The sequence below is a fragment of the Streptomyces sp. NPDC093097 genome, from assembly GCF_044754325.1.
In the GTDB taxonomy this organism is placed as follows: domain Bacteria; phylum Actinomycetota; class Actinomycetes; order Streptomycetales; family Streptomycetaceae; genus Streptomyces.
In genome coordinates, this window is the sequence record NZ_JBIVOW010000001.1 from 203566 (window position 1) to 230275 (window position 26710).

Annotated in this window: 25 protein-coding genes; 7 read left to right on the forward strand and 18 right to left on the reverse strand. The window is 73.4% G+C overall.

The annotated features are described in order from the left end of the window. Positions 1-10 precede the first annotated feature (10 nt). A complete protein-coding gene (gene scpA, locus ACIQE0_RS00780) occupies positions 11-2242 on the reverse strand; it encodes a methylmalonyl-CoA mutase (protein WP_402328052.1) in 2232 nt (743 codons plus the stop codon). Further along, positions 2239-4125: a methylmalonyl-CoA mutase family protein gene (locus ACIQE0_RS00785; protein WP_402328054.1), complete on the reverse strand. Its 1887-nt coding sequence runs from the start codon at positions 4123-4125 to the stop codon at positions 2239-2241. The genes scpA and ACIQE0_RS00785 overlap by 4 nt, the downstream gene beginning before the upstream one ends. A gap of 192 nt (positions 4126-4317) precedes the next feature. On the opposite strand from ACIQE0_RS00785, the gene ACIQE0_RS00790 reads away from it, so the two are divergent. Beyond that, positions 4318-5607 (forward strand): DUF4185 domain-containing protein, encoded by a 1290-nt coding sequence (locus ACIQE0_RS00790; RefSeq protein ID WP_402328056.1) that lies wholly within the window; start codon positions 4318-4320, stop codon positions 5605-5607. A gap of 15 nt (positions 5608-5622) precedes the next feature. Here the strand turns inward: ACIQE0_RS00790 and ACIQE0_RS00795 are convergent, their stop codons facing one another. The 4 genes from ACIQE0_RS00795 to ACIQE0_RS00810 form a co-directional block, all read right to left on the reverse strand. Then, entirely contained in the window at positions 5623-6024 is a 402-nt protein-coding gene (locus ACIQE0_RS00795) for a DUF1992 domain-containing protein (protein WP_366330071.1), read from the reverse strand. A 92-nt stretch (positions 6025-6116) separates the two neighbouring features. Beyond that, the gene (locus tag ACIQE0_RS00800; protein ID WP_366330070.1) at positions 6117-6719 is read right to left on the reverse strand and encodes a hypothetical protein; all 603 of its coding nucleotides are present in this window, start codon (positions 6717-6719) and stop codon (positions 6117-6119) included. Then, on the reverse strand, positions 6716-8248 hold the full coding sequence (locus tag ACIQE0_RS00805; RefSeq protein WP_366330069.1) for an ATP-binding protein: 1533 nt from the start codon (positions 8246-8248) through the stop codon (positions 6716-6718). Before ACIQE0_RS00805 ends, ACIQE0_RS00800 begins: the two co-directional genes overlap by 4 nt. Beyond that, positions 8245-8949 carry a response regulator transcription factor gene (locus tag ACIQE0_RS00810; RefSeq protein ID WP_366330068.1) on the reverse strand — a complete coding sequence of 235 codons (705 nt, stop codon included), beginning with the start codon at positions 8947-8949 and terminating at the stop codon, positions 8245-8247. The genes ACIQE0_RS00805 and ACIQE0_RS00810 overlap by 4 nt, the downstream gene beginning before the upstream one ends. 155 nt (positions 8950-9104) lie before the next feature. Here ACIQE0_RS00810 and ACIQE0_RS00815 point away from each other — a divergent pair, with 155 nt between their 5' ends. Then, positions 9105-9881 (forward strand): polysaccharide deacetylase family protein, encoded by a 777-nt coding sequence (locus tag ACIQE0_RS00815; protein ID WP_366330067.1) that lies wholly within the window; start codon positions 9105-9107, stop codon positions 9879-9881. Between the two features lie 182 nt (positions 9882-10063). Here ACIQE0_RS00815 and ACIQE0_RS00820 read toward each other — a convergent pair whose 3' ends face one another. From ACIQE0_RS00820 to ACIQE0_RS00830, 3 genes are all read right to left on the reverse strand, one after another. Next, positions 10064-10474 carry an SsgA family sporulation/cell division regulator gene (locus ACIQE0_RS00820; RefSeq protein WP_402328059.1) on the reverse strand — a complete coding sequence of 137 codons (411 nt, stop codon included), beginning with the start codon at positions 10472-10474 and terminating at the stop codon, positions 10064-10066. A gap of 104 nt (positions 10475-10578) precedes the next feature. Next, complete coding sequence (locus ACIQE0_RS00825) at positions 10579-12186, reverse strand: PH domain-containing protein (protein ID WP_402328061.1); 1608 nt, start codon at positions 12184-12186, stop codon at positions 10579-10581. Next, on the reverse strand, positions 12183-12701 hold the full coding sequence (locus ACIQE0_RS00830) for a PH domain-containing protein (protein WP_366330064.1): 519 nt from the start codon (positions 12699-12701) through the stop codon (positions 12183-12185). The genes ACIQE0_RS00825 and ACIQE0_RS00830 overlap by 4 nt, the downstream gene beginning before the upstream one ends. A gap of 407 nt (positions 12702-13108) precedes the next feature. Here ACIQE0_RS00830 and ACIQE0_RS00835 point away from each other — a divergent pair, with 407 nt between their 5' ends. Together ACIQE0_RS00835 and ACIQE0_RS00840 are read left to right on the forward strand one after the other, a co-directional pair. After that, entirely contained in the window at positions 13109-13744 is a 636-nt protein-coding gene (locus ACIQE0_RS00835; protein WP_402328062.1) for a TetR/AcrR family transcriptional regulator, read from the forward strand. 312 nt (positions 13745-14056) lie between these two features. After that, complete coding sequence (locus ACIQE0_RS00840; RefSeq protein WP_366330062.1) at positions 14057-14383, forward strand: hypothetical protein; 327 nt, start codon at positions 14057-14059, stop codon at positions 14381-14383. Positions 14384-14676: 293 nt separating this feature from the next. Here the strand turns inward: ACIQE0_RS00840 and ACIQE0_RS00845 are convergent, their stop codons facing one another. The 3 genes from ACIQE0_RS00845 to ACIQE0_RS00855 form a co-directional block, all read right to left on the reverse strand. After that, positions 14677-15183 (reverse strand): MarR family transcriptional regulator, encoded by a 507-nt coding sequence (locus ACIQE0_RS00845; protein ID WP_366330061.1) that lies wholly within the window; start codon positions 15181-15183, stop codon positions 14677-14679. A 94-nt stretch (positions 15184-15277) separates the two neighbouring features. After that, on the reverse strand, positions 15278-15949 hold the full coding sequence (locus ACIQE0_RS00850) for an FUSC family protein (RefSeq protein ID WP_402328064.1): 672 nt from the start codon (positions 15947-15949) through the stop codon (positions 15278-15280). Continuing rightward, positions 15946-17223, reverse strand: a complete 1278-nt coding sequence (locus tag ACIQE0_RS00855; protein ID WP_402328066.1) for a hypothetical protein — start codon at positions 17221-17223, stop codon at positions 15946-15948. The genes ACIQE0_RS00850 and ACIQE0_RS00855 overlap by 4 nt, the downstream gene beginning before the upstream one ends. A gap of 324 nt (positions 17224-17547) precedes the next feature. Between ACIQE0_RS00855 and ACIQE0_RS00860 the strand changes: the two genes are divergently transcribed. Further along, positions 17548-18195 (forward strand): TetR/AcrR family transcriptional regulator, encoded by a 648-nt coding sequence (locus ACIQE0_RS00860; protein ID WP_402328614.1) that lies wholly within the window; start codon positions 17548-17550, stop codon positions 18193-18195. Positions 18196-18560: 365 nt separating this feature from the next. On the opposite strand, the gene ACIQE0_RS00865 is transcribed toward ACIQE0_RS00860, so the two are convergent. The 4 genes from ACIQE0_RS00865 to ACIQE0_RS00880 all read right to left on the reverse strand — a co-directional run bounded on the left by ACIQE0_RS00865 (position 18561) and on the right by ACIQE0_RS00880 (position 22340). Beyond that, a complete protein-coding gene (locus tag ACIQE0_RS00865; protein ID WP_402328067.1) occupies positions 18561-18872 on the reverse strand; it encodes a hypothetical protein in 312 nt (103 codons plus the stop codon). 408 nt (positions 18873-19280) lie between these two features. Continuing rightward, the gene (locus ACIQE0_RS00870) at positions 19281-20084 is read right to left on the reverse strand and encodes a DeoR/GlpR family DNA-binding transcription regulator (RefSeq protein WP_366330057.1); all 804 of its coding nucleotides are present in this window, start codon (positions 20082-20084) and stop codon (positions 19281-19283) included. A gap of 401 nt (positions 20085-20485) precedes the next feature. Further along, positions 20486-21367: a class II fructose-bisphosphate aldolase gene (locus ACIQE0_RS00875; RefSeq protein WP_366330056.1), complete on the reverse strand. Its 882-nt coding sequence runs from the start codon at positions 21365-21367 to the stop codon at positions 20486-20488. A gap of 67 nt (positions 21368-21434) precedes the next feature. After that, complete coding sequence (locus tag ACIQE0_RS00880; protein ID WP_402328070.1) at positions 21435-22340, reverse strand: SIS domain-containing protein; 906 nt, start codon at positions 22338-22340, stop codon at positions 21435-21437. Between the two features lie 369 nt (positions 22341-22709). Here ACIQE0_RS00880 and ACIQE0_RS00885 point away from each other — a divergent pair, with 369 nt between their 5' ends. Next, the gene (locus ACIQE0_RS00885) at positions 22710-24170 is read left to right on the forward strand and encodes a sugar porter family MFS transporter (RefSeq protein WP_402328072.1); all 1461 of its coding nucleotides are present in this window, start codon (positions 22710-22712) and stop codon (positions 24168-24170) included. Positions 24171-24244: 74 nt separating this feature from the next. Here ACIQE0_RS00885 and ACIQE0_RS00890 read toward each other — a convergent pair whose 3' ends face one another. Further along, a complete protein-coding gene (locus ACIQE0_RS00890; protein WP_402328073.1) occupies positions 24245-24544 on the reverse strand; it encodes a YciI family protein in 300 nt (99 codons plus the stop codon). A gap of 92 nt (positions 24545-24636) precedes the next feature. Here ACIQE0_RS00890 and ACIQE0_RS00895 point away from each other — a divergent pair, with 92 nt between their 5' ends. After that, positions 24637-25359: an endonuclease V gene (locus ACIQE0_RS00895; RefSeq protein ID WP_402328075.1), complete on the forward strand. Its 723-nt coding sequence runs from the start codon at positions 24637-24639 to the stop codon at positions 25357-25359. Between the two features lie 13 nt (positions 25360-25372). Here the strand turns inward: ACIQE0_RS00895 and ACIQE0_RS00900 are convergent, their stop codons facing one another. Continuing rightward, positions 25373-26560: a saccharopine dehydrogenase family protein gene (locus ACIQE0_RS00900; RefSeq protein ID WP_402328077.1), complete on the reverse strand. Its 1188-nt coding sequence runs from the start codon at positions 26558-26560 to the stop codon at positions 25373-25375. Positions 26561-26710: the final 150 nt, after the last annotated feature.

Here is a 26710-nt window from a genome sequence, read left to right on the forward strand (position 1 = left end):
GCCCCCCGCTCTACAGCTCGTGGCCGAGGACCGACGCCAGGTCCCGCACCAGGTCGTGGGCCGCGTCCGGGATGACCGTGCCGGGCAGGAACACCGCGGCCGCGCCCATGTCCCGCAGCGGCTGGACGTCCTGCGGCGGGATCACCCCGCCGACCACGACGGTGATGTCCTCCCGGTCCTCCGCCGCCAGCGCCTCCCGCAGCGCCGGCACCAGCGTGAGGTGACCGGCCGCCAGCGAGGACACCCCGACGATGTGCACATCGGCCTCCACCGCCTGCCGGGCCACCTCGGCCGGGGTCTGGAACAGCGGGCCGACGTCCACGTCGAAGCCCAGGTCGGCGAAGGCCGTGGCGATCACCTTCTGGCCGCGGTCATGGCCGTCCTGGCCCATCTTGGCCACCAGGATGCGCGGCCGGCGCCCCTCGGCCCGCTCGAACGCGGCCACCAGCTCCCGCGTGCGCTCGACCCCCGACGAGGGGCCCGCTTCGTCTCGGTACACACCGGAGATGGTACGGATCTGCCCCGAGTGGCGTCCGTAGACCTCCTCCAGGGCGTCCGAGATCTCCCCGACGGTCGCCATGGCGCGGGCCGCGTCCACCGCCAGCGCCAGCAGGTTGCCCTCAAGTCCCGGGCCGGGCCCGGACTTCGCGGCCTCGGTCAGCGCCCGCAGCGCCCGCCGGCAGGCGTCCTCGTCGCGCTCCGCGCGCAGCCGCTTGAGCTTGTCGATCTGCTGCGCCCGCACCGCGGAGTTGTCGACCTTGAGGACCTCGATCTCCTCGTCGGTCTCCACCCGGTACTTGTTGACGCCGATCAGCGCCTGCCGCCCGGAGTCGATCCGCGCCTGCGTACGGGCCGCCGCCTCCTCGACGCGCAGCTTGGGGATGCCCGCGTCGATCGCCTTGGCCATCCCGCCGGCCGCCTCGACCTCCTCGATGTGCGCCCAGGCCCGGCGCGCCAGATCGTGGGTGAGCCGCTCGACGTAGGCGCTGCCGCCCCACGGGTCGATCACCCGGCAGGTGCCCGACTCCTGCTGGAGGAAGAGCTGGGTGTTGCGGGCGATCCGCGCCGAGAAGTCGGTGGGCAGCGCCAGCGCCTCGTCCAGCGCGTTGGTGTGCAGCGACTGGGTGTGGCCCTGGGTCGCCGCCATCGCCTCCACGCAGGTGCGGGTGACGTTGTTGAACACGTCCTGGGCGGTCAGCGACCAGCCCGAGGTCTGCGAATGGGTGCGCAGCGACAGCGACTTGGCGTTCTTCGGGTCGAACTGCTTCACCAGCCGCGCCCACAGCAGCCGGGCCGCGCGCAACTTGGCGATCTCCATGAAGAAGTTCATGCCGATCGCCCAGAAGAAGGAGAGCCGCGGCGCGAAGGAGTCCACGTCCATACCGGCCGCCATGCCCGCCCGCAGGTACTCCACCCCGTCGGCGAGGGTGTACGCCAGCTCCAGATCGGCCGTCGCGCCGGCCTCCTGGATGTGGTAGCCGGAGATCGAGATGGAGTTGTAGCGCGGCATCTTCTGCGAGGTGTACGCGAAGATGTCGGAGATGATCCGCATCGAGGGCTGCGGCGGATAGATGTAGGTGTTGCGGACCATGAACTCCTTGAGGATGTCGTTCTGGATGGTCCCGGCCAGCTTCTCGGGCGGTACGCCCTGCTCCTCGGCGGCCACGATGTAGAGAGCGAGAACGGGCAGCACCGCGCCGTTCATCGTCATCGACACCGTCATCTTGTCCAGCGGGATGCCCTCGAAGAGCTGCCGCATGTCGTAGATCGAGTCGATGGCCACGCCCGCCATGCCGACGTCACCGGTCACCCGCGGGTGGTCGCTGTCGTAGCCGCGGTGCGTGGGCAGGTCGAAGGCGACCGACAGGCCCTTCTGGCCGGCGGCGAGGTTGCGCCGGTAGAAGGCGTTGGACTCCTCGGCGGTGGAGAAGCCCGCGTACTGCCGGATCGTCCAGGGCTGGTTGACGTACATCGTCGGGTACGGGCCGCGCAGGTACGGCGCGATGCCCGGGTACGTCCCCAGGAAGTCCAGGCCCTCCAGGTCCGCTCCGGTGTAGAGCGGCTTGACGTCGATGCCCTCCGGTGTCTCCCAGGTCAGGTCCGCGACGCTCTTACCCGTGGCCTCCTGGACCGCCTCCGCCCACTGGGCGCCGTCGCCGGACGCCGCCGCCCCGGACAGGTCGCCCAGCTCCACGGTGCTGAAGTCCGGGATGGCGCCCGCCTGCCGTGCCGTCTCCTTCATGCCGCCACCTCCGTGACATCCAGGGCCGAGGACAGCACCCCGGCCGCGTCGCAGCCGGCGAACACGAACGTGTCCACCCCGGCCGCCACGAACTCCGCACCGCGCTCACCCGGCTTGCCCGCCAGATACACCCGCACCGCCCCGGCCGCCTTCAACGCCGCTGCCACCTCCGCCGCCTGCTCCGCGTAGACCGCGTCACTGGAGCACACGCACGCGATCCGCGCACCGCTCGCCGCGAACGCCGCGGCCACCGACTCCGCCGTCACCTGCTCCGTCGCGGTCTCGAACCCGCCGGCCTGGAAGAGGTTGGCGGCGAACGCCACCCGCGCGGTGTGCGCCGCGACCGGCCCCAGCGCGGCCAGGAACGCCCGCGGCCGCGCCCCGCCGGCCGCCGACCGGGCATCCGAACGGGCCCGCAGCGCCTCGAACGCATCGTCCCGGCGCACCCGCGGCAGCCCGCCGCCGGCCGGCTCCGGGGCCGGCTCGCGCTCCAGCGGGGCCTCGGCCAGGTGCGGGAACTCGCTGACGCCGGTGATCGGTTCCCGGCGGTGCGCCAGGTCCTCGCTGCGCCGCCGCCAGGTGCTCGCCAACCGCTCGCCGAGCATCCCGGACCGCAGCGCGGCGGCCTGGCCGCCCGCGCCCTCGATCTCCTTGAAGAACGCCCAGCCCGCGCGGGCCAGTTCGACGGTGAGCCGCTCGACGTACCAGGAGCCGCCCGCCGGGTCGATCACCTTCGACAGATGCGACTCCTCCAGCAGCACCGACTGGGTGTTGCGGGCGATCCGCCGGGCGAACGCGTCCGGCAGGCCCAGCGCCGCGTCGAACGGCAGCACCGTCACGGCGTCGGCGCCGCCGACCCCCGCGGACAGCCCGGCCACCGTCGTGCGCAGCATGTTCACCCACGGGTCCCGACGGGTCATCATCACCGACGAGGTGACCGCGTGCTGGCGCTGCGCCGCACCGGCCGACGACGCGCCGCAGACCTCCGCGACCCGCGCCCACAGCAGCCGGGCCGCGCGCAGCTTGGCGATGGTCAGGAACTGGTCGGCGGTGGCGGCGTAGCGGAACTCCAGCTGCCGGCAGGCCGCGTCGGCGTCCAGGCCCGAGCCGTCCGCGGTCAGCGCGCGCAGATAGGCCACCCCGGTGGCCAGCGAGGCCCCCAGCTCCTCGGCAGCCGAGCCGCCCGCCTCGTGGTACGGCAGGGCGTCGACGGCCACCGTGCGGATGCCCGGGGCGCTTTCGGCGACCCGGCCGGCCAGCGCGGCGGCCGCCGCCAGCCCGTCGGCCAGCCCGCTGTCGTCGCCGGTGCGGGCCAGCAGGCCCAGCGGATCGGCGCCCAGCACCCCGGCCGCCTCGGACAGCGCCACCCCCGACGCGGCGTACAGCCGCAGCAACTCCTCGGCCGCCGCCGGGAATTGCGCGCCGGCGTCCAGCACGACCGGCGCCAGGTCCAGATAGACGCCCCGGAGTGCCTGAGCCAGACCGGACACCGGGATGCCGCCGTCGCCGACCGTCAGCCAGACGGAGCCGACGCCGTTCTCCAGATCGGCCAGCAGCGCCTCGTTGACCTGGTGCGGGTCGGTGCCGTGCTGGCGCTGGCGGACGTCCCATCCGGAGACGGCGGTGCCCTCCGGACGGGCCGCGCGGACGAAGGGCGCGAAGCCGGGCAGGCCCGCGGCGGGCGGCGCGTCCTGCGCGGTGTAGAGCGGCTGGACGCGGATCTCGTCCTGGAGATCCGTGGCAAGAGCGTCCTCGGCGGCGGCACCGGCGGCCTGAGAGGCGCCCGACTTGCGCAGTACGCCCTCGACGAGACGCTGCCACTGCTCGCGGTCGGCAGCCGGGAAGGCGGCGGCCAGGGGGAGTTCGGGGGACTCGGCGGTCATGGCAGCAGGCTAGGGGAACGATCGTTAGCTGGAGCAGGGGAATGGCCTGTGACCTTGCACTCGTTGCTCCGGCCCCCGATCGCCATGTAGGGGACGAACCCGCTCCGGCCGGGCGGCCGCGGACCCCGGCCGGCTCCCGGAACCGGCCCCTCCAGCGCGCTACCGTGACCCCGCACCCCACCGAGGAGCGGAATGCCCCGACCGCCGATCACCCGCACCACCCTCGTCGCCGCCCTGCTCGCCCTGCCGGTCCTGACCGTCACCGCGGCCCTGCTGATGGCCCCGCCGCCCCGCGGCACCGCCGGCCGCGCCGCCTGCACCGGCCGCACCCTCGCCTCCTGGTCCGTCGACCCCGGCCCCGCCGCGGCCTTCGCCCGCTACGGCGACGACAACTCCCGCACCGACGACTGGACCGGCGGCGACGGCACCCACTCGGTGCGCCTCCCGGACGGCCGGACCCTCTGGCTCTTCTCCGACACCTTCCTCGACCGGGTCCACCCCGCCCCCAATCCCCAGGGCGCGCCCTACCGTTGGCGCACCACCGACACCGGCGGCACCCCCTTCCTACGGCACAACTCCCTCGTCGTGATGTCCCCTTCGGGCACGCCGGAGCGCACCCTGACCGGCGGCAGCCCGGCCGCACCCGGACCGTTCTTCCCCGACCCGCCCGGCGGCGGCTGGCGCTGGCCGGTCCACGCCACCGTCGAACCCCGCACCCCCGGCTCGACCGAACAGGTCGTCAGGGTGCTGCTGTGGAACCGGGTCCCCGGCGCCGGCCCGTGGATCTTCGGAGCGCCCCGCGGCACCGACGTCGCCACCCTCTCGCTGCCCGACCTGCGCCTTGAGTCCCTCACCCCGGTCGCCGACCAGAGCGCCGCCACCGACCCGGCCCGGCGCGTCCTCTACGGCACCGCACTGGTCCGCGACGGCGACCACGCCTACGTCTTCGGCGGCGACAACCCGCCCTCGGCCGCGGCCGACAGCGGCTATCTGGCCCGGGTCCCGACCGGCCGGCTCGCGGACCGGGCGGCCTGGAGGTTCTGGGACGGGGGACACTGGCAGCCGGACGCCGGGCGGGCCGCACCGGTGCTGCGCGCCGGCGGCCGGCGCGGCGTCGGTAGCGCCTTCACCGTCGCCCGCGATCACGGGACCTGGGTGCTGCTCACCATGGACACCGCCGGCCCCGGCGGCGCGGGGTTGCGGACGATCACCGGCTACTGGTCCTGCTCGCCCCAGGGCCCCTGGCACGGACCGGTCGGGCGGATCACCCCGCCCCGGCCGGCCGGCCCCGACCCCGGCCATATCGCGGTCTACAACCCGCAGGCGCACCCGGAGTTCACCGCCGGCGCGGGCCTGCTGCTCAGCTATGATGTCAACTGGCTGGGCCCGCCCGGCGCCGCCGCCGACCCGGTGGTCAACGGCGACGTGGAGCTGTACCGGCCGCGGTTCCTCCGGGTCCGGCTGGCGCCCGTCCGGCGATGAGCCGCGCGGCGGGGCTCAGCTCCCGTGCTTCTCCCGCCAGGCGCGGGCCTGCTCCTCGACGTCGAACGGGACGAGATTCAGCGGCGGGCCCTCGGGCGGTGCGGCCAGCGCCGCCCGGATCCGGTCGTTGATCTCTCTCAGGATGCGGCGGAGGGCGGCCTCGCTCGATGCGTCGGCGGCGGCCGCCAGCGCGTCCTCGGCCTCCTTGCGCAGGACGAGGCTGGGCGGGAGGAAGGAGAGGTGCTCCCGGCTCATCTTCTCCTTGATCCACCACATCTCGTCGTAGGGCCGGTCGAGATGGGGGAGGGGCTTGCCGAAGCCGGGGAGGCGCTCGAAGGCGCCCTGCTCGGACGATTCGCGGATCTGCTTGTCGACCCAGCTCTCGAAGCTGACGCCGGGGGGTTTGCGCTCGGTCATCGTGGGATTCTCCCGAGGTGCGGGCCGGACGGTCCTTGCCTCCCACGGTAGCGCAGCGCCCCCGGCCGCCCCGGGGGCCTGTGGACAACCGGTCAGCCGCCCTCACCGGCCGTCGGGGTCGCCTGGACCAGCGGGAAGGCGGTGTTGCCGCCGCACACCATGGGACCGACCCGTACGCCCTCGCCGGCCAGCGTCACCATGACCAGGCCCGGCCGCTTGCCCCCGGGGACGCGGGCGTTGGCGGCGGTGCACACCAGCTGGTTCAGCGAGGCGGGGTCCAGCAGTTTGGCGTTGACCGGCAGGGTGATGTCGACCCGGCCCTGGGAGGCCGAGGCGGTGAGCGGAGCGGGGAACTTGGGCACCACGCTGGAGAGCCCGCGCATCCGCTCGGCGTGGTTCGGCCCCTCCATCAGCAGGTCGATGGCGGCCTGCGGATCCAGGGGTTCCTTCGCCCGGCGGGTCGCCGAGTGCAGCCCGTCCGGGCCGTAGAAGAACAGCTGCACATCGGCCTGCGGCTTGCCCGGGTCCCGTACCCCGGACGCGGGCAAGCCGGCGTCGATCACGTCGGTGGGCTCGATACCGCAGCCGGCCAGGGCCGCCGCGGTGAGCACCCCGGCCAGGACGCCCAGGGCGGTCCGGCGGACGGGGGTGCGGTGCGCGGCGGTGCGGCGCACGGTCAGGCGTGGGGCGGTCATGGTGCGTCGGTCCCCTTCCCCGGGCCGGCCGGTTCCTCGGCGGGATCGTCGGCGGCCTGGCCGGCCGCCGTCTCCTCCCGCCGCAGCGGCAGCTCGACGGTGAACACCGCACCGCCCTCAGGCGAGTTGGCGGCGCTCAGCGCACCGCCGTGCAGCCGGACGTTCTCCTGGGCGATGGCCAGGCCCAGCCCGGAGCCCTCGGACCGGGTGCGGGCCGAGTCGGCCTTGTAGAAGCGGTCGAAGACGTGCGGCAGCACCTCGGGATCTATCCCCGGGCCGCTGTCGCGGATCTCGATCCGCAGCAGGGCGTCGTCCGGCTCCGGCGCGTGCAGCACCACCCGGACCGGCTCGCCGCCGTGGTGCAGGGCGTTGCCCACCAGGTTGGCCACCACCACGTCCAGCCGCCGCGGGTCGAGCCGGGCCCGGACGTCCTCCGGCAGCTCCGCGGTCACCCGGTTCTGCCAGGCGCGGGCCTGGAGGGTCTTGCGGATCGTCTCGGCGACGTCCACCTCGTCCAAATGGAGCGCGGCGGCACCCGCGTCGAACCGGGAGACCTCCATCAGGTCCTCCACCATCCGCGCCAGCTTCCCCGTCTCCTGGCTGATCAGCCGGACCGCGGAGGCGGTGTCCGGGTCCAGCGAGTCGGCGTCCTCGTCCAGCACGTCGGTGACCGCGGACATCGCCGCCAGCGGCGTGCGCAGCTCATGCGAGACATCGGCGGCGAACCGCCGGGAGTTGGCCTCCATCCGGCGCAGCTCCGCCATGCTCTCCTCCAGCTTCGCCGCCATCTCGTTGAACGTCCGCGACAGATCGGCGAGTTCGTCGGCGCCCTCGACCTCCAGCCGGGTGTCCAACTTGCCCTCGGCGATCTTCCCGGCCGCCTGCCGCAGCCCGCGGACCGGCCGCAGCACCCCGCGCGCCGCGAACAGCGGCAGGATCACCGCCAGCGCGAAGGCCGGCAGCGCCCCGCCGCGCGCCGCGCTCACCAGCGCCTCGACGTTGGCCTCCTCGGCACGCAGCGGCAGTTGGGCGTAGACCGTCAGCGGGGACGGCATGTTGTCGTCGCTCTGCCGCACCGGCATCCCGATCAGCAGCCAGGGCGAGCCGTCCCGCTCGATGCGCTGGAAGGCCGGCACCCGCCGCTTCTCCACCGACGTCTTGAAGCCGGCCGGCACCGCCATATCGCGCCGCAGCCCGCCCTCGTCGCTGTCCGGGACGCCGTTGTAGTGCACCGAGATGTTCCAGTCGCGGGACTTGCCGGAGCGCTCCAGCTGCGCCCGGAAGAAGTCCAGGTCCGACCGGGACGGCGGCACCGCCAGCTCCGGCGCCAGCGAATTGACCTGCGCCCGCAGGTCGTTGACGGCGGTGTCCTGGGACCGCTGGAGGATGGCGTTCCGGGCCTCGCGATAGGTCAGCCCCGCCGTGGTCAGCGCGCTCACCGCGGCCACCAGGAGGAACGCCACCACCAGGCGGGCCCGCAGGCCGCGCACCGCGGAGACGCCCGGAAGCAGGCGGCGCAGGCGGTTCACAGCGGACCGAAGCGGTAACCGAAGCCGCGCACGGTCTGGACGTACCGGGGCGAGCGCGGGGTGTCCTCTATCTTCGTCCGCAGCCGCATCACACAGGCGTCGACCAGCCGCGCGTCGCCGTGGTAGCTGTGCTCCCACACATGCTCCAGCAGCTGCTGGCGGCTGAAGACCTGGCCCGGGGTGGCGGACAGGAACAGCAGCAGCTTCATCTCGGACGGCGCCAGCGCCAGGTCCTGGCCGCTCTTGCTGACGACCAGGCCGGCCCGGTCGACGGCCAGTTCGCCGTAGGTCTCCACCGGCGCGGGCCCGGGCTCGCCGGCCGGGGCGCCGTCGGCGGGCAGCGCGGTGCGCCGCAGCACCGCCCGGATACGGGCCTCCAGCACCTCGCCGCGGGCCGGTTTGACGATGTAGTCGTCGGCCCCGGCCTCCAGCCCGAGGACCACGTCGAGGTCGTCGCCGCGTGCGGTGAGCATGATGATCGGCAGCTGCCGTTCGGCCCGGATCAGCCGGCAGATCTCGAAACCGTCCTTGCCGGGCAACATCAGGTCCAGCAGTACGATGTCCGGACGGAAGGCAGGCAGCGCCGCCAGCCCTTCCTCGCCGCTGGCCGCGGCAGCGACCTCATGGCCGCGCCGCCGCAGGGCGAGCGACACACCGTCCCGCACGGCGGCGTCGTCCTCGATCAGAAGTACACGTGGCATGGGTCCAGTATCAATAAGTTTCATGATGGATCCGTAACAGGAGCAGCCTGCCCCGAGTCCTGTGCATCTGTGGGGGTGCGAGCGGCGTCTGTACCCAAGGGCACACCAGCCGCCGACAGGGACACAGGTACAGCACACGAGGGGCGGGGTTCGACATGGCAGGGCGCTTCGGCAGGGGACGGCGCTTCGGGGTGGAGGGCGGCATCATCGGCGTGGCCACCGCGGCGGTGGCCTCACTGGTGGCGGTGGGCGCGTTCGCGCTGCTCCAGCCCAGCGCGGAGGCCGACGTTCCGGCGCGGAAGCCGGCCCAACCGCCGCGCACCGCACCGGTCGACCCGTCCATCGTGCACGCCTCGGACCGCCCGGGCCGCAGCCTCAACATCACCATCGACGACGGCCCGGACCCGGTCTGGACCCCGAAGGTCCTGGAGGTCCTCAAGGAGAACGGCGTCAAGGCGACCTTCTGCATGATCGGCCCGCAGGCCGCGGCCCACCCCGACCTCGTCAAGCGGGTGGTGGCCGAGGGCCACAAGCTCTGCGACCACACCATCGACCACAACACCGCCATGGACCACCGGCCCGAGGACTACCAGTCCCGGCAGATCCTCGACGCCCAGAAGATGATCGAGGACGCGGCGGGCGGCGCCAAGGTCGAGTACTACCGCGCCCCCGGCGGCGCCTTCACCCCCTACAGCCGGAAGCTGGCCGCCGAGCACGGCATGCGCCCGCTGGGCTGGAACGTCGACAGCAAGGACTTCGAGGGCGGCACCGTCGCGACGATCGTGTCGACCGTCCGCGGCGAGCTCCCCAACGGCCCCACCGTCCTCTTCCACGACGGTGGCGGCAACCGCGCCCGCACCGTCGCGTCGCTGGAGCAGCTGCTGCCGTGGATGAAGCAGCAGGGCTACGGCTTCGGCTTCCCGCAGCGGTAGGCCCCTCGTCACACTCCCGTCCGCCACCAGGCAGGCCGGGAGCACGCACCGGACCCCGCCCGGCCTGCCCTCGGGGCAGCCGGCGGGAGTGTGACGACAGGACCTGGCGGACACCCCCGCACAGCAGAACGGGCCGGTCGCACCGGCCCGTTCGCCATCTCCCGCGGGGTGTGACCCACGCCTCACACCGCGCCGAACAGCTCCGTCAGCCCCCGCTCCACACCCAGGTGCGGATGCTCCTGCCCGGCCGGCACCGCCTCGTACGAGCGCGTCAGGAACCGCCGGACGTCCTCGCTCCGCACCTGGATCAGGGCTATGCCCTCATCGGAGTGGAACTCCATCAGCGTGCGCTCCGGGCCCGACGGCCGGATCCGCACATCGCCCCGCCCGGCGGGGGAGCGCAGCCCCTCGGTGAGCAGTTCCCGGGCGAACGCCCAGTCCACCGCGGCGCCGTCCAGCGAGATCTCCGGCGGGAAGGTCATCCGCACCGCGAGCGGATCGGACTGCCGGTAGCGCAGCACCGCGGGGACCGTATGGCCGAGGGCGGTCGTGAGGAGGCGGACCTGGACGGCTTGGTCGATGGCGGCGTGCATCGCGCGGCTCCTCACGGCAGGTCGGCCCGCGGAAGGCGGGCGCGCTCATCCTGTAGGACGGCATGCCCGGCCAAGCCGTGCACAAGTCGAGGGTGTGATCTGCGTCATGTTGCGGTCGTCGAACCGTCCTGCCGCGGGGAGACGAGGAACTCGTCCAGGAGGCCGGGGGTGGCCGCCGCCGCGAAGCCGGGTGCGGCGCCCTCCGCGAGGTCCGGGACGCGGTAGCCCTCCTCGCCCGCCGCCACCGCCGCGGTCAGCGTGACCAGCCCGGCCCGGCGGGTGAACGGCGAGGTGGTGAACGTCCAGGCGGCCACCGCCTCGCGCCGCAGCGCCAGGGTGTCCCGGCTGAACGTCCCCGAGCGGACGACCAGATGGCGCCCGGCGATCCCGTGCCCCAGGCTCCGGTACGCGTCCCGGGCCAGCCACAGCGTCACCGGCGTCACCAGTACCGCGTAGATCCAGGCGGCGTGCAGCAGGACCGGGGTGAACGCCGCCCCGAGGCCGGCCAGCAGCGCGGTCCCCGGCAGCACCGCGAACAGCAGCCCGCGCACCCGCCGCCGGCGCAGCGCGACCCGCGGATGCGGCGTCAGCGCCACCCCGCCGTGATGCGGCAACTCCGCGTCGGGAAAGGCGGATTGGAGCGTTCCGCCGGCCACCCGGACCGCCTCCCGTCGGGGCGCCGGCGGGAGCAGCCCGCTGCGCTTGCGGTTCTCCTCCTTGTTGCCCAGACCGCCGGCCACCGCGCGCACCGTCGCCCCGCCGCCGGCCCGCAGCAGCAGGGGCTCGCGCAGCACCACCCCGCGCAGCCGGGCGCGTTCGATGGTCACCGAGCGGGTGGTCAGCAGGCCCCGGTGCACCCGCAGGGTGCCGGCGTCGGCCCACTCCAGACGGTAGTTCCACCAGTTCTCGACGTAGAGGACGACCGCGCCCACCGAGCCGAGCACGATCACGGTCAGCAGCGCCGCCGGAACGGTCAGCCACAGCATCCCGTTGCCGAACTCCGTGAACGCCCGCCGCACGAAGCCGAGTTTCCAGGGCTCGATGCCGATCTCGTGCAGCGCCCGGTAGGCCGAGCCGCCCGCCGCGAACACCCCGCCGACGACCCAGAAGGTGAGCGGCGCATACCGCAGCCAGCGCCAGTTGATCAGCGCCAGCACCGGGTCCTCGGCTCTCGCCCCGCCGGCCGCGCGGGCCAGCAGTTCGGCGCGCAGCCGCTCGCCCTCGGCCACCGGCAGGGTGTCCAGCGACAGTTCGCCGCTGCCCTCCCCGGAGCCCGCCGTACCGGCCCGCAGGACCGTGACGCCCAGCAGCCGGTGCAGCGGCGACGCGGTCAGGTCGACGGTGCGTATCCGGTGCAGCGGCACGCTCCGCAGCCGTCGGGTGAGCAGCCCGCTGCGCACGTCCAGGCTCTCGCCGGTGACCCGGAAGTCGGTGCGCGCCCAACGGATCAGCCCGGCCAGCGTGACCACCGCGAAGGCGGCCGCGACCCCGGCGAGCGAGAACCACGCCCCGGTGGAGATCCGACCGCCGGTGGCCAGCGCGGTCAGCGCCAACGAGCCGACCGGCGCGACCAGCCAGCTGAAGTGGACCAACAGGGTGCGGGGGCTCAGCCGCCGCCACTCACCCGCGGCGGACGCCGCGGTGTGCTCTGCGGCGTACGGCGCGGGGGTCGGGGCGCCGCTCTCCCCGGCACCGTCCCAGGGGGCGCTCATGCGGCATCACCTGGCACGTCCTGCGCGACCTCGCCGATCCGGCGGGACAGCTCCTCCGCGTCCGCGTCCGACAGCCCGGCGATCTTGATGTCGCCGGCGGTCGACGCGGTGGTGACCGTCACCGTCGCCAGCCCGTACCGCCGCTGGAGCGGACCGCGCACGGTGTCCACCGTCTGCACCCGGGACAGCGGGGCGATCCGCCGCTTCTGCCAGAACCAGCCGCCCGCCGCGTAGACCGCGCGCTCGCCCAACTCCCAGGCGTGCACCGCGTACCGCATCCGCGGCATCACCGCGAGGTAGCCCACCGCCGGCAGGACCAGGACGACCAGCAGCAGCGGACCCAGCCACGGCAGCGCGCCCGGGAAGAAGAGGAGCGACAGCACCGCCAGGACCAGCGCGGTCAGCAGCATCGGACCGCTCAGCGTGAGCAGTGCCTGAAGCCGCCACCAGTTGCGGGCGCGCGGATCGACGCGGTGGCGGGGCGGGCGGAGAAGCGGTGCGGCGTGCTCGGACATCAGGGTTCCCCGTTTCCAAGTCAAACGTATTGTGTGGCGTTACGTTATAACGGTACGAGCGACTTGCGAAAGTCGGCCGGTCAGCGGCGCGGGAAGGAGCGGTCGCGCCACAACGGAAGGGACGCAGGACCGCGCCGGCCGGATGAGCCCGCCGGGACGACCGGCGAACATTCCGGCCAGACCGACGGGCAGGCCGGCGAAGCGATGTGAGGTGAGGCGGGGTGGTCGGGGTGCGGCCGGAATGTGGCACGGCGGAGCCGCCGGGCGCCCCGCCGGTGCCGCGCGAAAGAACCGCCGGTCTCGCGCGAAAGAACCGGCAGTGCCATGGGAAGACCGGCAGTGCCACGAAGAGACCGGCAGTGCCATGGGATGGCCGGCAGTGCCGTACGGAGAGAGAGGACCCCGTCATGCCCAAGAAGGTGGATCACGAAGCCCGGCGCCAGGAGATCTCCGCGGCGCTCTGGCGGCTCGCGAACACCCGGGGCGTGGACGGGGTCAGCCTGCGCGACGTCGCCGCCGAGGCCGGCATCTCGCTCGGCCGGATCCAGCACTACTTCCGCACCAAGGACGAACTGCTGCTGTTCGCTCTCCGGCACATCAACCAGATGGCCACCGAGCGCATCCGGCAGCGCATCGAGGCCCTCGCGGAGGACCCGACGCCGCGCACGGTCCTGCGGGCCTGCTGCGTCGGGATGCTCCCGCTCGACGCGGAGAGCCACGCCGGCCTCCTGGTGGGCGCCGCCTACTACTCCCGCGCCGTCCACGACCTGGCCCTGGGCGCGGAGGCCCGGGAGGGCATCCCCAAGCTCCGCGGCTTCTTCGCCGACCAGCTGCGGCAGGCCGCCGCCCGCGGCGAACTGCCGCCCGAGCGCGCCACCGAGGACGAGGCCATGCTGCTGATCAGCCTCACCGACGGCCTGGCGTCCTACGTCCTGCTGGGCGTCCACGAGCCGGAGCGGGCGCTCGCCCTGCTGGACCGGCACTTGGATCGTCTCTTTGGGGTGGAGGGGGCGGAGGAGGTGAAGTGGGCGGGGGAGGCTTAGGGGGTAGGGGGCTTCGGAGGGGCCCGGTGGTCGGTCGGGGGCCCCGGAGGCCGGTCGCCAAGTCGCCGCGGAAGCCGGTCCGGAGAGTTGTCCGGAAGGGGCCGCTCCGAGGGTGGCGGGGAACCGGAGACGGCGATGCCGCCTGACGCAACGTCAGCCCGCCGGCCGGCTTTCCCGCGCTTTCCTGCCATCCGGCTCGGCCCGCTCGCGCGGTCTGCCATCCTGTCGTCCGGCCTTCGCGCAGAACCCGCCCCCGCCGCCGCCCGGTGGGGGCCCTTGTGCGGGTCAGCGGCGCGACAAGGGGAGGCGGCAATGCCGTACATCGGGGAGATCTGGCGGGTGGAGCGGGGCGCCGACGTGGTCGGTGAGATCACCGTCACCGAGGCGGACTTCCCCTGGCTGAACGGCCACTTCAGCCCCGGCCCGGCCTTCGCCGCACTGCGGCCGCACTTCGCCCGGGAACTGGCGCTGATCGACACCCTCGACGAGGACCTGGCCGCCTGGGAGGACGCCTACGCCCGCGCCAGCGACGGCGTCCGACTGGTCGCTCCCCGTGGCCCGGTGGCGGAGTTCCTGCTGCACATCGAGGACGACGCGGCGTGGTTCCGATGGAGCGACGAACCGTTCCTGGAGGAGTGACGGCGAGCCGCGCGCGGGGGAGCGGAAGCGATGCGCGCGTGGTGGAGTGATCGTCGGCCGTTCCTGGTGGCTGTTCCTGGTCGCGGACGGCGGACCGTGCCCAACAGGGCGGGTGCAGCGGGGCGTTGGCAGACAACGCCCCGGGCGAGCTGTCCGGGCTGCGCGCCCGTCCGGACCGTCCACGCAGTCCGCGTAGCCCGGACCATGCGGATCATGCGGACCGCCCGCGCCGCCTGCGTTATCCGGCCTATCCGGCCTATCCGGCCCATCCAGCCCATCCGGCCCGTCCGCGGTCAGTCCATCAGGCTTCCCAGCCGTCCCTCCAACACCACCAGCAACTCGCCCAGCGCCGCGGACAGTTCCTCCTGGCGGTGTTCCCCGATGCCCTCCAACAGCGTGGCCTCGTACCGCAGTTGCTCGGGCAGCAGACGGTCGATGATCTCCCGCCCCTCGTCCGTGAGGGAGAGGTGGGTGACCCGGCGGTCCCGGTCGTCCGTCCGACGGCTGACGAGCCCGCGCGCCTCCAACTGCCGGACGCGCTTGGTGACCGCCGCCCCCGAGGCGAAGGTCTCCCGCGCCACCCGGCCAGGGGTCAGCTCACGGTCCATCCGGCGCAGCGTGCCGAGGATGTCGAACTCGGGCCGGGTCAGCCCCGCGCGCCGCAACGGTGCGTCGGCCGCCTGCTGAAGCAGCGCGGAGCAGCGGTTGAGCCGCCCGATCACCGCCATCGGGCCGGTGTCCAGCCCCGGGTGCACCTGCTGCCACTGGCGCAGCACCCCCGCGACGATGTCCTCGGTCACCCGCACTCTCCTCTCGGCCCCGTCCGCCCGGCCGGCCTCCCGGTCGTCTACCGCACTCATTGTGCCTGCCCAGGAGGGTGCGCCGAGGGGCACCTCAGGCGGCCAGCGCCGGTGCGGACAGCCGCCGGAGCAGGACCGCCAGCGTCCGGTGCCCCCGCTGCTCGGCGCGCGCGATCCGCTCCTCGGGGAGCGCCCGCTGCCACCACTCACCGGACGCCACCTCAACCGCCTCCCGCAACTCGACCAGGGACCCGGCCAACCGGTCCCGCGCCCAGCCGGCCTCGCGCGCCCCGTCCGGCCCCGCCGGGGATCCGGCGTCGCGGGCGGCAGGGATGGTTCCGGCCGCCAGCAACCGGGAAGCCGCCGACTCGGCCGCGGCGACCCGCTCCAGGGCCAGGTCGATCCGGTCCGCGGCCCGCCGGTTGGTGACCAGGACGCAGCAGACCAGCCCGACCGCCGCGCCCACCACGGTGTCCAGCCACCGGTCGGCGATCAGCGTGCCGGCCGGCAGCGGTCGGCCGAACTCGCTCAGCAGCAGCGCCATCGGCGTCACCCACACCGTGCCGAGCCAGTAGTTGCGGGTGATCGTGGCCTCCGCGCCGAGCTGGAACGCCAGCGCCAGCGCGATCATCGCGAGGTGCCCGGTGTGGATCACCGGCAGCAGCACGGTGAACAGTGCCAGCCCGAGCAGGTTGCCGAGGGTGCGCTGGAAGGCGCGCTGCCAGGAGAGCGTGGTGTTGGCCTGGTAGATCGACGCCGCGGTCACCACGGCCCAGTACGGATGCCCGACCCCCGCGGCCATCGAGGCCCAGCCCGCCAGGGCGCACCCCAGCGCGACCCGCGCCCCGATGGGGAGCAGCGGCGAACCGGGCCGCAGCCGGTCGGCCACCGCCCGTACGCCCCGCGGCCCTCCTGGGACCGGCCGCCGGAGCCCGGGCACTCCGGCCCCGCGACCGGTACCGGCCCCAGGGCCATGCCTGGTTCCAGCGCCACGCCGGACTCCCCTGCCACGCCGGCCAGTTCCTCGGCCTCCGCGGCCGTGAGCGTCACCTCGGGGAGCGGGCGTCCGCTCCGCAGCTCCCGTGCCCAGCCGCCGAGCCGCCCGGCCTCCGCCGCCGGGTCCGGCGGGGTGCCGCCCAACGCCGATTCCGCCCGCACCAGCAGTCGCTGCAGGCCCGCCCGTGCCGCGGCCTTCTCCGGCGTACGGGCCGGGACCAGGAACAGCGTGTGCCAGGCCGCGTTCACCGCCGCCGCGGTGGCGTGCCGGGCACGCGCCACCTCCGCCGGTTCCGCGCCACCGGCCTCTGCCGCTTCCCCGTCACCCGCCTTCGCCGGCTCCGTGCCACCCGTCGGCGGCGCACCGGCGGCTCCCGCCCGCGCCCGCAGCAGCCCGGCCGCCGCCTCCAGCGCCCGCGCGGTGGCGATCCGTTCCGGGCCCCGCGGCCGCACCAGCGCCGGCGCCATGCACACCAGCCATGCGAACGCCCCGGTGACCAGCGCCAGCGCCGTATGCGGCAGCACCTCCGCCGGCCGCTGCGGCACGAAGAACGCCGAGGCCGCGATGAACGTCAGGATCAGATTCCCCGGCGGCCCGATCCGCGTCGCATCGCACACCATCTTGTGCACCGCGGCGACCAACGAGGCCAGCGCCACCAGCACCGCGGCCGAGGTGACCAGGGAGGCCGCGGTCAGCGCGACGGCCAGGCTCGCCGCCATTCCGAGGACCACCCACGGCAGCGCCCGGGCCCGCGCCGCGTACGGCAGCCCGTGCGCGTACAGCGCGCACATCGCGCCCGCGGAGGTGTAGAGCACCAGGTCGAGCCGCCCCAGCGCGAACAGCACCAGGTCGGGAACGGCCAGCGCCACCACCGCGCTGAGCGCCGGCTTGTGCCAGATGTCGACGGGCCGCCGCAGCCGCACCGTGCTACGGACCGGCAGCGGCCGGAACCGCACCGCACCCGTCCCGCTCGACGACCCGTCCGCGGTCCTCTTTGTCCTCCACCACCCTGTGGTCCCGGCGTGCTTCGCGTGCTTCCCCATGCAAAAACATTAGCAGGTGTTTTACCTGTAAAAGATATGGGCTGGGTCACCCCGCCGACGCGCGACAATGTCCCCGTGCCAACCGCCAAGAACCCCAAGAGCGCCGCGAACACCACCGCGAACAACGCTGCCAGGAGCGCCACCAGGAACGCGGCCGAGAGCGCCGCCGAGGGCACCGCCAAGGGTGCCGCGAAGAGCACCGCGTCGGCCGAGAGCACGAAGAGTACGCAGAGCGGGCGGGGCACGCGGAGCGCGAGCGATGCGAACGGCATCCGGCGCGCGGAGGGTGTGAAGGATGCGAAGGATGCGAGGGGCGCGAAGGGGGTGAGGGACGCTGGGAGCGCCGGCGGTGCCAAGCGCACCGGCGGCTCGGCGGCGGCCCCCGCGCCCGCCGCGGCGGACCGCCGCCGCGAACTCCTCGCCACCGCCGCGGAGGTCTTCGCGGCACAGGGCTACAACGCGACCACGGTCCGGCAGATCGCCGACGCCGCCGGGATGCTCGCGGGCAGCCTCTACTACCACTTCGACTCCAAGGAGTCGATGGTCGACGAGATCCTCGCCGCCTTCCTCGACGAGCTCTGGGCCGGCTATGACGCGGTGCTGGCGGCCGGACTGGGCCCGCGGGAGACCGTGGAGGCGCTGGTCACCGAGTCGTTCCGGGAGATCGACCGGCACCGCGCCGCGGTCGCGATCTACCAGAAGGAGGCCCAGCACCTCGCCACCCAACCGCGCTTCGGCTACCTCACCGCATCCCAGCAGAAGTTCGAGCGGGCCTGGCTCGGCACGTTGGAGCGCGGGGTGGCCGAGGGCGTCTTCCGCTCCGACCTCGACCTCCGGCTGGCCTACCGTTTCCTGCGCGACACGGTCTGGGTCGCCGCGAGCTGGTACCGGCCCCAGGGCCGGCACAGCCCCGAGGAGATCGCCCGCCAGTACCTCACCATGGTCCTGGACGGCATCACACACCCCGCCTGACGCCCTGCGGAAGAGCCTGTCTGACTCTCCTCTTCTCTCCTCCCCGCCCAGTTCAGGACGCCGCTCAGGCTGCTCGCTCCACCCGCGCTCCGCGGAGGCCCGAGCTGCTGGGGGCACCGTGCTCTGCGGGCGCCCATGCTCAGAAGCGGCCGGCGCTCAGGGGTATCCGAGGATGCCCGGGGGACATCCCGGGGCATCCGCGCCCGGAGGCGCCCCCGCACTCAGTGACGCCCCGTGCTCAGCGGCGCCCTATGCTCAGCGACGCCCCGCGTTCCGGAGTGGCTGGAATCCGGCCGGCGCCTGCGCTCCGCGTGGATTGCGGACCCTCCGCATCTCGCGCCCTCCGCGGCGTGCAGTCGCTCCCGCTAGCAGGACACGTTCTTGACGTACAGGGCCCGCGGTCCGGCGGTCTTGCCGTAGCGCACGTCCTTGGTCACGCCGTTGGGGAGCCGGCCGCGCCGCTCCTCCTGCTTCGGGATGACGATGGTGTAGCAGGCCGGCCGCTTGGCGCACAGGTTCGTCAGGCGGACGTAGCGCTGCCCGCCCTCGTTGAAGAACGCCCGCACCTTCACGCACCGCGGCACATGTCCGGCGGCCACCGCCTGCGGTGCCGCGGCGAGCGTCAGTGAGGCGCCGCACACCGCACCCGTCAGCGCTATCGAAACGATCTTCCGCATCCGCTTTCCCCGCTCAGTACGCCGAGACGGCACGCCGCCCGGCCCTCCTCCGGCACTCGGCAGACTGCCCCGCCCGCGTCCGTCGACCCTCTTACCGGCCCACGCCGCGCCTGGCCTGCCGTCCTTGTCTCCGGCTCATTCTCCACTCCCGTACCGCAGAATTCAGCCTCGATCGCCGCGTGGAGTCCGTCGACGACTCACAGGTACGCCGGGACCCTCTCGCGTCGGCTCCGCCACATCGCCAGTCGTCCCTCCCCTCCCTCCCGGCTCTTCCCCCGGCGAGGCGGGTTCCCCCACTTCCTTCCAGTGAGGTGGGTTCCCCCTCTTTCTTTCCGGTGAGGCGGGTGGGCGCGCGACCTGCCGAGCCCCTGGCGGCCACCCTTGCCGCACCTTCACACCGGGCGGAACTCAGTCGTTGTCGGACGGACGGGCCGCCAGCACCTTCAACCCGCGCTCCGTGAACTCCCGGCGCGTCTCCTCCGCCACCGCGCCGTCGGTGATGAGGGTGTCGAAGACATCCGCGTCACCGACCCTGGCGAAGCACCGTTCGCCGATCTTCGAGGAGTCCGCGACGACCACGGCCCGCCGGGCGCGTTCGGCCATCAGCCGGTTGATCCGGGCCTCCGCCTCGTCGTGCACCGTGGCCCCCATCACCGGATCCACGCCATTGGCCCCGATGAACGCGATGTCGATGGAGATCTGCTGTAGCACCAACTCGCTGAAGGGCCCCACGAGTTCATACGAACGCGAATGCGCCACGCCGCCCGTGAGCACGATCTTGATCTGCGGCCGGACGGCCAGCTCGTTGGCGATGTTCAGTGAGTTGGTGACGATCGTCAGCTGCGGTTGCGGATCCGCCTCCGCGAAGTCGGCCCGGGTGGCGAGCGCCCGCGCGATCGCGGTGGTCGTGGTCCCCCCGCTCAGCCCGATCACGTCCCCGCGCTCCACCAGCCGCGCCGCGGCCTTCGCCACGGCCTCCTTCTCCGCCGACCTATGGCCCTGCTTGTACCGGATCGGAAGGTCGTACGCCACCGAGCTCAGTACTGCCCCGCCCCGGGTGCGGAGCAGCAACTGCTGCTCGGCGAGGGCATCCATGTCGCGCCGCATCGTGGCGGCCGAGACCTCCAGTTCGGCCGCCGCCTCCTCGACATCCACCCGGCCGCGGTCCCCGAGCAGCTCGAGCAGTGCGTTCATTCGTTCATGGCGCTTCATGGCGCGAGCCTAATTCGTCTCCCCGACCGCAGCGCTCCCCGGCCTGCGCTCACCCGCTCACCTCCGTCTCCGTCCCCCGCCCGACCGCCCGCGCCCGCTCGCCCCTGCCCGCCTCCTCTGCGCTCGCATGCTCCGCCCCTACTCGCCGTGGGCCCCGCTCGTCAGGCATCGGCCCTGATCTGAGCCCGGGGGCCGCGCCTGCCTGGTGCTCGTCGGGGAGCGTGTGGCGGCCAGGACCGACTCGCCCTCCCCTGCATACCGCCAACTCGCCCTCGCCACCGCGGCCCTGGAGCATCCCGCACTCTGGTGCCAGTGCCAGTGCCAGTGCCAGTGCCAGTGCCAGTGCCAGTGCCAGTGCCAGTGCCAGTGCCAGTGCCGGCACTGCTGGCGGTGCGGGGTACTCAGCCCCGGACCGACGTCTCCGCCACCCGGAGTTCGGGGGATGCCACCGGGGTGTTCAGTACCTCCAGCAGGCGGGCCGCCTCCTGGGCCACCGCCTCCCGCGCCGGTTTGACGTACTTGCGGGAGTCCACCAGCGACGGGTCCGCGTCCAGCGTGCGCCGTATTGAGCCGGTGAAGACCGAGACCAGGTGAGTGGAGATGTTGATCTTCGTCATGCCTGCGGCGATGGCCCGGCGCAGCTCGTCATCCGGCACCCCGGAGGAGCCGTGCAGGACCAGGGGTACCGGCAGTGCGGTGCGCAGCGCTGCGATCAGGTCCTTGTCCAGCTCGGCGGTGCGCTCGCGCATCGCATGGGAGGAGCCGACGGCGACGGCGAGCGCGTCCACCCCGGTGGCCCGGACGAACGAGAGGGCCTCGGTGGGGTCCGTGCGGGCACCTGGCGCGTGGACCCCGTCCTTTCCGCCGACTTCGCCGAGCTCCGCCTCGACGTAGGCGCCCCGTTCGTGGCACCAGGCGGTGAGCGCGGCGGTCGTGGCGACGTTCCGCTCGTAGGGGAGGGCGGAGGCGTCCACCATGACCGAGCCCACGCCGGCCGCGATGCCCTGATGGACCAGCTCCGCCTCGGTGATGTGATCGAGGTGGACCGCGATCGGCGCCGAGGACTCCTCTGCGAGGGCGAGGGTGGCCCGGGTGAGGGGCAGCAGGCTGCCGTGATACCGGATGCAGTTCTCACTGATCTGCAGGATCAGCGGGAGGCCGGTGCGCTCGGCGGCGGTGACCAGTGCTTCGGCGGTCTCCAGATGGATGACGTTGAAGGCCGCGGCGCCGACCCGCGCATCGCGCGCGGCATCGACGATCGACGCGGTGGGGACGAGGGGCATGGGGTCTGACTCCCTTGGGAAACCGGTGGGTTGAGGGGGAGAGGGGAAGAGCGGGGGAGGGGCGGATTTAGGAGACGGCCGGTTCCTGGAGCATCACCGAGCGGGTGAGGCTGCGCGGGTTGTCCGGGTCCAGGCCCCGGGCGCGTGCCCGCTCCAGGGCGACCCGCTGCACCAGCACCAGATCGGCCAGCGGATCCCGGTCGTGGGACACGAAGTGCGCTCCGGTGCGCGCCACATCCGCCTCCAGACCCTCCGGTGCCGGGCCGAAGAGCCAGGTCACCCGGCCGGGGGCGGCTATCGAGATCGGGCCGTGACGGTATTCCATCGCGGGGTAGGACTCCGTCCAACTCTGCGATGCCTCGCGCATCTTGAGCGCCGCCTCATTGGCCAGGCCGTACGTCCAGCCGGTACCGAGGAAGGAGAACTGCTCGGCGTCCACCCACTCCTTCTCCACCGGTGCCGCCAGCGCCTCCTCGGCGTCGTCCACCGCCCGCGAGACGTCCTGGCCCAGATGCGCGCGCAGCAGCGTCAGCGCCGTGGTCGCGAAGCGGGTCTGTACCACGGACCGCTCGTCGGCGAAGGGCAGCGTCACCGTCTCGTCGGACAGCTCGACCGCCGGGGTCTCCGGATCGCCGAGCAGTGTCACCGTGGGGATCCGGCCCTTCACCGCCTCCAGTACCCGCAGCACCTCGGTCGTCGTGCCGGAGCGGGTGATCGCCACCACCGCGTCGTAGCCGCGGTCGCCGTCGAGGAACGCCTCCGATGCGGGGAAGGGATCCGTGACACCCAGTCCGGCGCCCTCGCGCAGGGCCGCGTACGACTGGGCCATGAACCACGAGGTGCCGCAGCCGACGACGGCCACGCGCCGGCCGGCTCCGGGCAGTGGCCCGCCGGCGGCTCCGATGCGCGCCGCCTCCCGCCAGGTCTCCGGCTGGCTGCGCAGCTCCTGCTCCATGTACGAGGTCTCGCTCATGGCCGCCTCCCGCGGTGAGTGATCGGTAAGGGGTGAGGTGGTCGATTGCAGTGCGATGGCACTGTGCGTGCAACTTTTTGCTTTGCTGATGTCGACTCTACGCAGTTTCGTGCAAGCGTTCCATCCCTCGTGCGAGTGATCGCGGCAGAGGGGTGGCGTCGCCGGGCTTAGGAGTGGCGGGAGTTGTATGGCGGGAAGTGTGCGTGGCGCGGAGTGGCGAACGGGTAAGTGTCTGTTGACAGCTGCGTGAAACGTGCCTGATATTCGCAAGATCTGTCATGTCGAGTCGGTCATGGCCGTCGACGTGGTGTCCCGGCACCCGTCACGCAGGTACGCAGCAATGACGCTCCGTCGCACAAAGGACTCCCCATGTCCACTGCCCCGCTCTCCGCCCCGCGCCCGTCGTCCCCGACCCCGCGCCGTGCCGGCCGCATGTTCGCCCTCACCGGCGCCGTCGTCGGTGTCATCTACGGCTACGACACCGGCAGCATCTCCGGCGCGCTGGTGTTCCTCAGCAAGGACTTCGGCCTCACCGAGGCCCAAAAGGGACTGGTCAACAGCATCCTGGTGTTCGGTTCGATCCTGGGCGCACTGATCGGCGGCAAGCTCGCCGACGCCCTGGGCCGCAGGGTCGCGATGCTGATCGTCGCCGCCTCGTACGCGGTCTTCGTGGCCCTGTCCGCGTTCGCCCCCACCATCGAGGTGCTCGACACCGTCCGCTTCCTGCTCGGTGTCGCCATCGGCATCTCCATCGTGGCGGCACCTCTCTACGTCGCCGAATCGACCCCGGCCCGTATCCGGGGCGCCTCCGTGGCCGCCTACCAGGTGGCCACCGTCGTGGGCATCGTCCTGACCTACTTCGTCAACTGGGGCCTGTCCGGCGGCGGTCACTGGCGCTGGATGCTCGGCCTCTCGGCGATCCCGGCGGCGCTCGTCCTGATCCCGCTGTTCCGGCTGCCGGACACCCCCCGCTGGTACGTCCGCAAGGGGCGCACCGAACGGGCCGTCGAGGTCATGGCGATGGCCGACCCGGACGTCGATCCGCACGCCGAAGTCGCCGCGGTGCGTGCCGCGTTGGCCGAGGAGAGCGGCGGCTCGGTGCGGTCGCTGCTGCGCAAGCCGTACGCCCGCGCCGCGTTCTTCGTCGTCGGCCTCGGCTTCTTCTGCCAGATCACCGGCATCAACGCCGTGACGTACTACAGCCCGCAGATCTTCGAGAAGATGGGGTTCACCGGCGACGGCCAGAACTTCCTGCTGCCGTCCTTCGTCGAACTCGCCTCCCTGGGCGCCGCGGTGCTGGCGATCCTCATCATCGACCGCCTCGGCCGCCGGGTGGTGCTGCTCTCCGGGATCGGCACCATGGTGGTCATGCTCGCGGTGCTCACCGCCGTCTTCAGCGGGGGCGCGCCGCACGGAGCCACCACCTGGGTGGGCTTCACCGCGATCCTCCTCTTCACCGCCGCCTTCAACTTCGGCTTCGGAGCGCTGATCTGGGTCTACGCCAGTGAGGCGTTCCCCGCCCAACTGCGCTCCACGGGGGCGTCGGTGATGCTCACCGCCGATCTGGTCGCCAACCTCCTGATCGCCCAGTTCTTCCCGTCGCTGATGACGAAGCTGGGCGCCGCCGCGACCTTCGCGGGACTGGGCGCGCTCGCGCTGGCCGCCCTGGCGTTCGCCGCCTTCACCGCGCCCGAGACCAAGGGCCGTCAGCTGGAGGAGATCCAGGAGTACTGGCGCAACGGCGGCCGCTGGCCCACCGCGCAGCCGCCCGGCCCGGTCGGCACCGGCCCGCTCGGCACGTCGGCTGCGTCCCCGGCCTCGCCCTCATAGGCCGCATGCCCGCAGGCACCACACGGCCCGGCCACCGGAGGTACCGGCGACCGGGCCGCGGTGCGACGGGAAGGTCAGGACGGGAGCTGCTCCTGGTACTCGGCCATGGCCGGTGCGGTCTTGGTCGCCACGAACTCGGTGATCCGGTACGTGCAGACCCCGGCGCGCACGAAGGGGTCCTCGGCCGTGAGCTGCTCCACCGCCGCCCGGTCGATCCCGGCGGCGATGATCACGCCCCCGTCACGCGGGTTCTTCCGCCCGGACGCGATGAAGTGCCCGGCCGCGTAGCCGCTTTCCAGCCATGCCACGTGGTCCGGGAGGGCGGCGTCGATGCGGTCGAGGGGCGCGGTGTAGGTCAGTTCCAGTATGAACATGTCGGCAATATAGAGGAGTGGCCGGCGGCGACCCCGAGGGCTGCGCGCGGCCTTATCCACCTGGTCGGCGGTTCGGTAGCGTTGCCGGCACCATGGACACTTCCGCACGCATCTCCCGCGCCGACGAACTGCTGCACTGGCCGACGGACGAAGCCGGGGCCCGCGCGGTCCAGGACCGGCTGCGCGCCCATGTACGGCTCGACGAGACCGGCCCGGAGCCGGGCTTCGACGGCACCGTGGTCGGCGTCGACGTCGCCTACGACGACGAGCGGGACGTGGTCGCCGCGGCCGCCGTCGCCCTCGACGCCCGTACGCTCGCGGTCGTCGACGAGGCCACCGCCGTCGGCCCGGTCTCCTTCCCGTACATACCCGGGCTGCTCGCCTTCCGGGAGATCCCGACGGTGCTGGACGCGCTGGACCGGCTCGCCCGCACTCCCGGACTGGTGGTCTGCGACGGCTACGGGCTGGCCCATCCGCGGCGCTTCGGCCTCGCCAGCCACCTCGGGGTGCTGACCGGACTGCCCACCATCGGGGTCGCCAAGAACCCCTTCGTCTTCCGTTACGAGGCGCCGGGGCCGGAACGCGGCGCCACCTCGCCGCTGCTGGACGACCGGGTGGCGGGCGATGTGCCGGAGGAGGTGGGACGTGCCGTGCGCACCCAGAGGGGCGTCAAGCCGGTGTTCGTCTCGGTCGGCCACCGGGTGGACCTCGACCGGGCCTGCGCGCACACGCTCCACCTGGCCACCGCCTACCGCCTACCGGAGACCACCCGGGCCGCCGACTCCCTGTGCCGCAAGGCGCTGGCCGGCGCCTGACGGCCGGCCCGGGCTACCGGCGGACGACCCGGAACGTGATCCCGGCATCCTGGAGCCGCCGGATCAGCGCGTCCCCCATGGCCACCGCCGTCGTCACCTGGCCCGCGGTCTGCGGCAGGTCGTCGAAGGCCAGACTGAGCGCCGCCTCGGCGAGCATCTTCGCGGTCTCGTCGTAACCGGGGTCGCCGCCCGCGACCTCGGTGACCAGGTGAGCCCCGCCGCCCGAGGCCGCGAACCGCACCGCGAACCGACTCCGCGCCCGCCGCTGCGGGCTCGGCCCCTCGCCCGGTTGCAGCCGTCCGGACAACCACCGCCGGGCCGCCGGCACTTGGGCGAGCGCGGACACCGCCGTCGCGCCCACCACCCCGGCCAACGCCGTCGGCAGCCGGCGCACCCCCGCGTAGTGCCGGTAGCGGAAGTCGGGCCCGTAGCGGTCGAGGGCGGCCGCCGAGCGGGCCACGATCCGCGGGTCCAGGGTCGGCAGCGGGACGCCCCAGGTGCGGGTGTCCCGGTTCCGGACGGGCGGTCCGAAGGGGGCGCGCACCGTGCGGCCGACGAGCGGCGGTTCGGATCGCCGGCGGGCCCGGGCGACCCGGGCCATGGCGGCCGGCCGGGCGACCGCGGTCAGCGCGGAGGCCAGAGTTCCGCCGGAGAACCTGCCGTTGGTCCGCACGAAGCCGTCGATGCGCAGCGGGACGCCCTCGGGGAGCAGCCCCACCGTGTAGTGCACGCCCAGGTCGTACGGGACGGAGTCGAAGCCGCAGGCGTGCACGAGCCGCGCCCCGGACGCGCGGGCGGCGGCGTCGTGGCGCAGGTACATCCGGTCCACGAACTCCGGCTCGCCGGTGAGGTCCAGGTAGTCGGTGCCGGCCGCGGCGCAGGCCGCCACCAGCGGTTCGCCGTGCAGCAAGTAGGGCCCGACGGTGGTGGCCAGGACGCGGGTGCCGGCGGCGAGGGCGTGCAGGGTCTCCGGGGCGGCGCTGTCGGCCCGGAGCAGCGGCAGCTCCGCGCAGGCCGGGTTGACGGCCGCCAACTGGGCGCGCAGGCGCTCCAGTTTGGCGGTGCTGCGGCCGGCGAGCGCCCAACGGCAGTCGGCGGGGGCGTGCCGGGCCAGGTACGCGGCGGTGAGCGCGCCCACGAATCCGGTCGCTCCGTACAGCACGAGGTCGTGGTCCCGTCCTGAGATGTCCTGCCGTGGCATCTGCGTCCTCTCTGGTCCGACGTCCGAACCCTAGTGCCGCGGCACCAGGCAGCCGTGCGCGGGGCGTCAACGCACACAGGGGAGGGGAGCGTTGGGCGGCGGAACCGGGGAGGGGAGTGCGTCCGGTCTTGACGCGGGGGCGGGGCGGGG

What these genes read in the sequence shown, in the direction of transcription:
- ACIQE0_RS00815 (WP_366330067.1), top strand. Translation starts at nt 9,105, where the DNA reads ATGGCAGGGCGCTTCGGCAGGGGACGGCGCTTCGGGGTGGAGGGCGGC.
- ACIQE0_RS00830 (WP_366330064.1), bottom strand. Translation starts at nt 12,701, where the DNA reads ATGTCCGAGCACGCCGCACCGCTTCTCCGCCCGCCCCGCCACCGCGTC.
- ACIQE0_RS00855 (WP_402328066.1), bottom strand. Translation starts at nt 17,223, where the DNA reads ATGGGGAAGCACGCGAAGCACGCCGGGACCACAGGGTGGTGGAGGACA.
- ACIQE0_RS00870 (WP_366330057.1), bottom strand. Translation starts at nt 20,084, where the DNA reads ATGAAGCGCCATGAACGAATGAACGCACTGCTCGAGCTGCTCGGGGAC.
- ACIQE0_RS00800 (WP_366330070.1), bottom strand. Translation starts at nt 6,719, where the DNA reads ATGACCGCCCCACGCCTGACCGTGCGCCGCACCGCCGCGCACCGCACC.
- ACIQE0_RS00825 (WP_402328061.1), bottom strand. Translation starts at nt 12,186, where the DNA reads ATGAGCGCCCCCTGGGACGGTGCCGGGGAGAGCGGCGCCCCGACCCCC.
- ACIQE0_RS00810 (WP_366330068.1), bottom strand. Translation starts at nt 8,949, where the DNA reads ATGCCACGTGTACTTCTGATCGAGGACGACGCCGCCGTGCGGGACGGT.
- ACIQE0_RS00895 (WP_402328075.1), top strand. Translation starts at nt 24,637, where the DNA reads ATGGACACTTCCGCACGCATCTCCCGCGCCGACGAACTGCTGCACTGG.
- ACIQE0_RS00820 (WP_402328059.1), bottom strand. Translation starts at nt 10,474, where the DNA reads ATGCACGCCGCCATCGACCAAGCCGTCCAGGTCCGCCTCCTCACGACC.
- ACIQE0_RS00865 (WP_402328067.1), bottom strand. Translation starts at nt 18,872, where the DNA reads ATGCGGAAGATCGTTTCGATAGCGCTGACGGGTGCGGTGTGCGGCGCC.
- ACIQE0_RS00790 (WP_402328056.1), top strand. Translation starts at nt 4,318, where the DNA reads ATGCCCCGACCGCCGATCACCCGCACCACCCTCGTCGCCGCCCTGCTC.
- ACIQE0_RS00875 (WP_366330056.1), bottom strand. Translation starts at nt 21,367, where the DNA reads ATGCCCCTCGTCCCCACCGCGTCGATCGTCGATGCCGCGCGCGATGCG.
- ACIQE0_RS00840 (WP_366330062.1), top strand. Translation starts at nt 14,057, where the DNA reads ATGCCGTACATCGGGGAGATCTGGCGGGTGGAGCGGGGCGCCGACGTG.
- ACIQE0_RS00835 (WP_402328062.1), top strand. Translation starts at nt 13,109, where the DNA reads ATGCCCAAGAAGGTGGATCACGAAGCCCGGCGCCAGGAGATCTCCGCG.
- ACIQE0_RS00795 (WP_366330071.1), bottom strand. Translation starts at nt 6,024, where the DNA reads ATGACCGAGCGCAAACCCCCCGGCGTCAGCTTCGAGAGCTGGGTCGAC.
- scpA (WP_402328052.1), bottom strand. Translation starts at nt 2,242, where the DNA reads ATGAAGGAGACGGCACGGCAGGCGGGCGCCATCCCGGACTTCAGCACC.
- ACIQE0_RS00890 (WP_402328073.1), bottom strand. Translation starts at nt 24,544, where the DNA reads ATGTTCATACTGGAACTGACCTACACCGCGCCCCTCGACCGCATCGAC.
- ACIQE0_RS00785 (WP_402328054.1), bottom strand. Translation starts at nt 4,125, where the DNA reads ATGACCGCCGAGTCCCCCGAACTCCCCCTGGCCGCCGCCTTCCCGGCT.
- ACIQE0_RS00880 (WP_402328070.1), bottom strand. Translation starts at nt 22,340, where the DNA reads ATGAGCGAGACCTCGTACATGGAGCAGGAGCTGCGCAGCCAGCCGGAG.
- ACIQE0_RS00885 (WP_402328072.1), top strand. Translation starts at nt 22,710, where the DNA reads ATGTCCACTGCCCCGCTCTCCGCCCCGCGCCCGTCGTCCCCGACCCCG.
- ACIQE0_RS00900 (WP_402328077.1), bottom strand. Translation starts at nt 26,560, where the DNA reads ATGCCACGGCAGGACATCTCAGGACGGGACCACGACCTCGTGCTGTAC.